1 protein-coding gene is annotated in these 7690 nt (G+C 30.8%); it reads right to left on the bottom strand.

From position 1 onward, the window contains the following. Positions 1 to 7690: hypothetical protein (locus KKE07_05040; protein MBU4270207.1), on the bottom strand; the 7690-nt coding region annotated here is incomplete at both ends.

Below are 7690 nucleotides of genomic sequence, written 5' to 3' on the forward strand. Positions count from 1 at the left end.
ACTATTGCATTACTGTTATTCTCACAGCATTTCAATCCTGCAATTATTGCTGAGCTGTTCCAGCTAATTTCTCTATCATGAGTTACTATTGCATTCGAATTCTGTTTTGCAAGTTCACTACCTGAACTTAAATTTATTATTGCATTACTGTTATTTATTATCTGTTGATTATTTTCTACTGTTGCTGAACTTACATAACCAACTAAATTATTTAAACTTACTATCGCATTACTATTATTCTCACAACATTCCAAGCCCGAAATTATTGCTGAGCTATTATATGAAATATTGTTTGCATTATTTATTGTTGCGCTACTTATGTAACTTATATCTTTTCCAATATTTAATATCGCTGAACTGTTCCAAGATATTGCACTATCATTTTGTATCGTTGCTGAACTTATATGACTTACATCATTAGCCAAACTTACTATTGCATTACTGTTATTCTCACAGCATTCCAAACCTGCAATTATTGCTGAACTATTCCAGCTAATTTCTCTATCATGAGTTACTATTGCATTCGAATTCTGTTTTGCTAGTTCACTTCCTGAACTTAAGTTTATTATCGCATTACTGTTATTTATTATCTGTTGATTATTTTCTACTGTTGCTGAACTTACATAACCAACTAAATTATTTAAACTTACTATTGCGTTACTGTTATTTTCACAGCATTTCAAGCCAGCGAGTATCGCTGAACTGTTCCAGCTAATTTCTTTATCATGAGTTACTATTGAATTAGAAACATATCTACAACATGTTGATAAATTTATAATTGCATTACTATTATTTTTAATTTGTTCAGGCAAACCACTTACAGATGCTGCACTTAAAACATATTGTATAGTTCCGCTAGAAACTAAGCTCAAATAATTATCTATAGATCCAGATCCAAATTTTATATCACCTTTACCTGCAAGACCTTCGTATATTGTAGAATCTTTCCACAATGTTAATCCATCTACCGTCAATGATGCATTATTGTCAAACGTCCAATCATAATTTTTTAATATAAATGTCGAGGGTCCATCAACATAAATTCCAGATTTGTTTGTATAAAATCTATCTTCAAGTTCTACTGTAACATTTGATAAATTTACTTGTCCTGTATCATCTGCAAAATCTATCCAACCTTTATTTATTCCTAAACCTTTAATCATTACGTCAGTTATGTTAAGTGTTGCGCCACTTCTTAAATAAAGCGTTCCTCCAGTTGTTAAATCCAAAATATTTCCGTGACCGTTTAATTCAGATTCTCCATTAAAATTCCATCGACCGGAAAGAATTGTCTTACTTCTTAAATTTATATCAGATGCATTATACCAATCTAATGTATTACTTAAATGCAAATCATTTGTTCCACCAAACCATATTGAATTTTTATTTAAATAAATATTTCCAGACCCTGTTATAAATTTATCATCATAAAAACTTAAATTACTATTCAGATAAAGATCACCACCATTTAAATTTATATTCGAAGAAAAATTACCCAAAAAGGCCGAACTTAATGTTGCATTTGAATCTTGAATATTAATTGGCAACAAAATACTTCCACCACCTGATATATTTGCTGAACTTTCTTTTATATTAACATTTGCAAGTAAAACACCTTCACTCAAAACAAGATAATCCGTATTATATAAATTATAATTTGTTTGTGATGTTAATTGCCCTGTAAATCTATTTACGTTATATGGTGATGCAATATTATTTATCATATTGTCTTCATGCAATATTGAATTATTTAATAAATTTATAGAATTGAATGCATTAAATCCAAGCTGTCCATCTTGCAATAATAAATCTCTTTGTAATGTTAAACCTTTGGTTGTATTTATATTTAATACAGATGCAGGATGCTTAAAATATATTTTATCCGTTGAATCATAATTATTATAAACCAACGTTCCACTATCTATATTTAACCCATTGCCTTCTACTTTTATTCTAAAATCATTACCATCTACTCCATCGCCAATTATCAACCCATAATCAGGTTTTGCATTTTCTATTGTAAAATGTGTTTGCGCATTTGTTACTATCAACCCTTTTGTTAATGTAAGCCCAGATGATGTAATATTTAATGAGCTTGAATTTAAAAACAATTCAGAGCAATCGCCCATAAATTCTAACGGCTGAATATTTGAATTTCCATTTTTACGACCAATAGATAATCTTTGCCCATCATGAATTTCTACTGTAACTCCATTAAATATTGTACTTGTTCCGGCTGAATCATAATAAAATGTATAATTTGCACCAGGTATTGGAGTACCTATAATTGTATCTCCACCAAAAAATATTGATCCTTTTGAAAAATAAAAATCGTCAAACAATCCAACCATACAATCTTTTAATGTTATTGATGCTGAATCGTCTGCACAACTTATATTTCTATCTTTTAATCCTGCTATTACTATATTTTTAAATTCTAAATTTGAATCTTGTAGTACATTTATATGACCTTTATCGATATGAAGATAATTTCCATTGCCATCTATTGTTACAGATCCATTTATATTCCAAGTAGATGTTAATACTAAATCTTTTTTCAAAACTATTTTTCCACTATCACCGCTAAACATTGTTGTTGACGTTATTACATAGTCACTTATTGATGGAAAAATTACCGAATAAGAATTTAAATTTATTGTACCTGTTGTTAAAAATTGTGCGCCTGAAGAATTAAATGTTAAATCTTTTACTAAATCTACAAGCCCACCATTTAATGTAATATTTGGAGCCAAACCAATTAAGCCCCAAGAAATAGTAGAATTACTATCAAGCAATGTTAATCCACCATAAAGATCTCCCGTTCCCCTTATGATATTAGAATCTCTAGCTACAGTAATATTTGTAGAAACAAAACCATTTTCAATTAAATATGAATCGTTTTTGTCCAACGTTACATTCACACCGGCAAAACCAACACTTCTTATAGTTTCCGTTACTCTAACATCAAATATTCCCGGCTGGCTTACATTAACATTTTCAAACATTGCCGGATATAAATTTTCACTTGGTGCAGACATAAAAAAAGCTGTAGGCATTTTTACAGTTCCGGCACTAAGATACATTGGTCTTTGAAAATATAATTTAGTCAAATATCCAATAGAAAGCACACCATTATCGGACAAAAATTCAAATATATTTCTATCGTATTGATTAAAAATCATAGCTCCTGATGTAAGCGCAAATGTAGCACCCGGATATATTTGTATGACAACATCGTCACCGATTATTCCGTTACCGAATGTTAAACCATATAAAGTGCTTGTAGATGCTATATCAAAAGACGCCAAACCTTGGCATCTTATTGTTCCATTCGTTAAATGCAATCCTTGATCGGTAACTTTTAACGTACCATTTTCAAAATTTAAATTCGAAGTACTGTCTTTAAATAAAAGTTTAGATTCTTGCCAAGAAGTTGTCTGACCAAGTGATAAAATAACTCCATCAATCAAATTCAAATTTGAATGTGAATTAATTGTTATGGAATCTGTTGAATCAAAAATAATACTATGATTTCCATTAATATTAACAACATCTTCTACTAAAATAGATCCATTTTGAATTACTATGTCTGAATTTAAATCAAAAGCAGTATTGTTTAAAATTAAATTTGAACTATCGTTTACAGCATAAAATGGATTTTCGCCATTAAACGTTATATTACTGTTATCAAATGTTAATCTTGAATTACTATTTATTGTAAATGTAGAATTTGTATCCAATATAAGATTTATATTTTTAACTTTTAATTGAGCCCCATCAACTAAATATATTTTACCGGCGGTTATATCCAAAGTATTGCCACCGCCATCTAAAGTAACATCTCCACTAAAAGTCCAAATTCCATCAAAACTCATATCATTTAAAAGTCTAAGGCCACCACCTGTGCCATCCCAATAAAAATTTCCGGATAATGTTTGATTATTTAAAATCGAAAAGTTTACATAGTGACCATCAACATCAATTGTTCCTGTTGTTAAAAACTGTCCGCCAATCGGATTAAAATCTAGGTTTGATACTAAATTAAATAGACCACCGTTAAGAGTTATATCTTGAACAAAGCCTTTTACGCCCCAAGATAATTCTGAATTCGCGTCCTGCAGAGCAAGAACACCATAATAATCTCCATTACCGCTCATAGTATTTGAATCTCTTGCAATAAGTGTATTTGCATAAACAGTACCATTATTTATTAATAATTTATCACCTTGATCCAAAACTGAAACAGCACCATAAAGTCCAATACTTTTTACAGTTTCCGTAGCTGTAGCATCAAAATAATTTGGAGAAATTGTTCTTGCATTTTTAATTATCATTGGATACAAATTATCTTCTTGAGCATCCATAGAAAATGATGGCTCAAATTGTACCGTTCCATCCTGAATTAACATTTGCCTTTTAATATATACATTTGCAGCCGAACGACCGGTTAATATTCCTGATCCCGATAAGAAATCAAAAATTAAATTATTATATTGATTATATATAAATGCACCGCTGTCCAAAGAATAACTTGCGCCGGGAGATATTTGAATTAAAACATCATCACCTAAAACACCGTCGCCAAAAGTTAATCCATAATAAGTATTAGTAGAAGACGCTTCAAAATTTGCGCTGCCCTGACATTTTATTGTTCCCTTTGTTAGATGCAATCCACTATCTGTAACACTTAAAGTACCTTGTTCAAAATTTAAACTTGAAGTTCTATCGTTAAATAAAATTTTAGATTGTTCCCACGAAGTTGTTTGCCCAACGGACAATATTACACCATTTAATAGATTACATTGCGAGTATCCGTCTATATTAATGGACATATTGGAATCAAATGTAAATTCATAATTACCGGAAAAATTTACATTATCTTGTATCAAAATCGAAGCGTCTCTAATTAATAAATTAGTATTTAAATTAAGTGTAGAATTTTTCAAAATTATATTTGACGTATCATCTATAAAATAAAATGGTTCGTATCCATTAAAAAACACTGTGCTATCTTCAAATATTAAGCTTGCATTGCTATTTATGGTAAATGTAGAATTTGCATCCAACATTAAATTAATATTTTTAAATTTTAATATTGCCTGATCCGAAATATTTATTTTTGCATTATGCAAATTAAAATCATAAGCATCACCATAAACAATTGTCTGCCCATTTATGTTCCAAGTTGAATACAAATTTTCATTTTTTCGTAAGTTTAAAATACCGCCTTCACCATTCCATGTTATGGTTCCGGTCAAAACTTGATCTGCAGTAGAAAAGTTTACAGAGTGATACCCAATATCGACTGTACCTGTCGTTAAATATTGGCCACCGATTGATAAAAAAGTAACATCACTATTTAAGGTTATAGCTCCGCCATTTAAAATAATATCACCAATCTCACCATTTAGACTAAAAACCAAATTTGAATTACTATCAATTAATTCAAGAGAACCATAAAAATTTCCAAATCCGCCAACATAGTTAGAAGCTCCAACAACATAAACATTGTCATAAGAATCTCCATTTGTTAAAAAATATGAATTATTTGTATCAAGATATTCTGTTATCGGATCTACAATTGTTCCTGTCAAAACATATGACCACGCACCTACAACATCAACTGATAAATTATTTGCTATAAATGGATACTGTAAACCATATGTAGTTGAAAATACAAAATCCGGAGTCACTTCCAAGGATCCATTATTTAATCCAACACGTTTTTTAAGATATGCAAAAGAATTATTTTTAAAGCTCACAAGGCCTTGCTTCGATAAAAAACTAATTGCATTTTCATTTGTTTGATCAAATGTAAAAACATCGCCATCCAATGCTAACTCTGCACTTGGATATATAAGCAAATCAACATCGTTTGCAGCTGTACCATCACCAAAAATTATTCCTGTTTGAGTATCTGTAGAAGTTGATTCAAATGTTGCAACACCTTTAGAAACTATTTTGCCTTTGGTAAATTGCAATCCATAATTTATCGATCTAATTAAACCCTGATCAAAAATAAGTTCAGATGTGTTATCTGAAAAATAAATTGGTGATTCAGCAGAATAAGAAGATTTTCCGGCTTCTATACTAAATCCATTGTTTAAATGTAAAAATGATGTCGGATTTATACTTAATGTTGCATTATTATCAAGATGGAAATTATATTCACCTATAAAATCACAATTACCGGTTATAACAATTTTACCCGTATTAAAATTAATATCTTGGGCTGGAACTAAATTAACATTATTTAAAATTATTGAACTATTTTGACTTTCTGCAGTAACAGGATTATTTATAATACTTTTTAAACTGGAATTATATATTTCTAAAGAACTATTATCTTTTAAATTAAACCCGGAATTTAATTGCAAATTATGACCGGCACCATGTATACCACATTTTCCGGAAAAGGTAATTGGCGTTTTAAACGTTACATCTGTATCAAAAAATAAACGTACATTTTCAAAATACAAAGAAGTCTCAAGTTTAAATACCGACAAATAAAATAAACTGTCACCTCGCGATAAATACTCATCATCATTTGACCATCTTACAGAGTTAACATTTCCGGCTACATTTGTTTCTACAACCAAACTTAATGTATTATCATTATTAAATTCATAAATACGATATTCAGAATTTGCATTATTAGAAAGCCCTATCAAAATTTTAGTGCCGGAAGTAGTCCAATCCATGCTACTGATATTTTGAGCTTCACCAATTTGAGATGCTACAATTTCGGTAAAAGAGCCATTAGATCTATTATGTTCATAAATTCTAAAAGATTCTGCTCCGGCAGAAAGACCTATGGCTAACTTTGTATCATTGGTTCTCCATCTTACACAATTAACAGCTCGGCCAATTTCGGCATTTGCAGTTAATGTTAAAGTTGATCCATCAAAATAATAAATTAAAACTTCTGCTCCGGCTGAATTCAATGTTCCTGCGGCCACATAACTTCCGGTGTAATCCCAATCTAAGCCATCACCGGAACTAACGTTCGCACTTGGCATAGTTCCTGCAAGAATTCGCCCGGCAAAATTTAATGCTCCAGTAGTTTGATTGAATGGATAGACTATAACCCTATCTGCAGCAGAGTTCCAACCGGAGGCTAAAAAATTACCCCATGGATGCCATGAAACAGATAGGCAATTTACAGTTGGGCTAGAAATTCCGGAAACTTCTGTAAATGTTCCATTAGATACATTCCAATTAAAAATTTTAAGATCATCACCTGCGTTAGCATCTCGCCCAACCGCTATAAAACTTTCATATGGATGCCAGCCTACTGAGTATACGGTATCCGAAATATTTGCACCGGCAGTAACAGTTAATGTTGATCCATCAAAATATGCTATTGCTATATCATCTCCGGCAGCCGTAGTTTTACCAACGGCAATATAATTATTATCAGGCGACCAATCTATTGTTCTTACAGCCGAATTAAATAAATTATCATCTACAAGTCTTAAATTAACACCCGTCAAATTTAAATTTGGAAAATTTAATTCAGAAATCGAATTATGAAAATACACACTATGATCGTTACCAATTATATTGCCCATAGAAATAACATTGGCAACTCGTTGAAATGCTAAATCACTTAGTAATACAAGCGATCCGCCATTCATTCTTATGTCACCGGAAATAGGAAATAAGGCATTATAATTACAATTAACTTCTG

The organism is Candidatus Dependentiae bacterium (assembly GCA_018897535.1).
Classification (GTDB): Bacteria; Babelota; Babeliae; order Babelales; family UASB340; genus UASB340.